A 1,840-nucleotide genomic window follows, 5' to 3' on the forward strand; every position below is an offset into this window, starting at 1 on the left:
CCACACTTAAGCCTTGCAGCTGCTATTGGTGCGGCCTGGGCTTTGGATATTCCGTTCAACGTTATCGAAGCTGGAGTTGAAACATTTGTTTCTAGCTCCAATATTCCAGCAGGGGTTTAATTGGAAATCACCCGTATTCGCATGTTGCGCGGCCCAAATTTATGGAGCCGCCATACCGCCCTAGAGGCAATTGTTTCTTGCGATGAAACAGAGCGCTCAATCGATTCAATTCCCCATTTTGAAATCAAGATTCGCGAACGCTTTCCTCAATTAGGAAGTATGCGTCGCGGCGGTCATAATGAAATTCTTTCTCTGGCACATGCCTTAGAGCATGCTGCTTTAGGTCTTCAGTCTCAAGCAGGTTGCCCAGTCACTTTTAGCCGCACAGTACAAACGGTTGATGTCGGCGTCTATCAAGTCGTCGTGGAATACACCGAAGAAGTTGTTGGGCGCATGGCTTTTGACTTTGCTTTTGGGCTCATTCAAGCAACCCTGAGTGATGTGCCTTTTGATTTAGCTGCGGCCCTCTCAGAATTAGAAGCTTTGTATGAAGATGTTCGTCTAGGACCTAGCACTGGTTCTATCGTCGATGCTGCCGTACAAAGAAATATTCCCTACCGCCGTATGACTGAAGGCAGCATGGTGCAGTTTGGCTGGGGTAGCAAGCAAAAACGCATTCAGGCAGCAGAGACTAGCGACACTAGCGCGATTGCAGAAGCAATTGCACAAGATAAAGAGCTCACCAAAAACTTATTGGCAGCTGCAGGGGTTTCTGTTCCCACTGGTGAAGTCGTTACTACTGCGGATGATGCATGGCGCGCTGCTCAAAAAATTGGTGGCCCCATTGTTCTGAAGCCTAAAGATGGCAATCAAGGCAAAGGGGTTGTTGCCAATATTCAAACTGAAGCAGAGGTACGTGCTGGCTTTATAGTCACCCAGGCTTTTGGACGCCAAACCATTGTCGAGCGTTATCTCCCTGGAGCTGACTACCGCTTGCTGGTGGTGGGTAATCGCCTCTCTGCTGCAGCGCGCCGAGAGCCAGCTCAAGTGGTTGGTGACGGCAAACATACCGTATCAGAGTTAGTTGATCTAGAGAACAAAAATCCATTGCGTGGTGATGGTCATGCAACTGCATTAACCAAGATTCGTTTTGATGACATCGCGCTTGCGCATCTAGCCAGCAATGGCCTAAGCCCGCAATACATCCCCAAGACGGGTGAGCGCGTTTTACTCCGAAATAACGCCAACCTTAGCACCGGCGGCACTGCCACTGATGTGACTGATGATGTACACCCCGATGTAGCGGCGAGTGCAATTGCTGCTGCCCAAATGATTGGGTTGGATATTGCGGGTGTTGATATTTTGTGCGAGGCAATTTACAAACCTCTAGAGCCGCAAGGTGGTGGCATTGTGGAAGTCAATGCAGCGCCTGGATTACGGATGCATCTCAAGCCTTCATATGGCAAGGGCCGACCTGTAGGTGAAGATATCATCAATATGATGTACCCATTGGGTGAGGATGGACGTATTCCAGTGGTAGCTGTTACAGGCACTAATGGCAAAACCACTACCGTGCGCCTCATATCTCATTTACTCAATGAGACCGGTTTACGCGTGGGCATGACAACTACCGATGGCGTATACATTAACCATCGTTTAATTGATTCTGGTGATTGCAGCGGCCCCAAGAGTGCTCGCAATGTGCTCATGCATCCTGATGTTGATGCCGCTGTACTCGAAACTGCTCGCGGCGGCATGTTGCGAGAGGGTCTTGGCTTTGACCGTTGTGAAGTAGCTGTTGTGACCAATATTGGTGAAGGTGATCACCTGGGACTGAACT

The 1,840-nt window shown here is 49.5% G+C and carries 1 protein-coding gene; it reads left to right on the forward strand.

Translation table 11 applies throughout. The features are described 5' to 3' along the window. Nucleotides 1–120 precede the first annotated feature (120 nt). Nucleotides 121–1,840 (forward strand): cyanophycin synthetase (gene cphA, locus B7X71_RS16260; protein WP_293601497.1); only part of this gene is annotated, 1,720 nt, incomplete at its 3' end.

Source organism: Polynucleobacter sp. 39-46-10 (assembly GCF_002282275.1).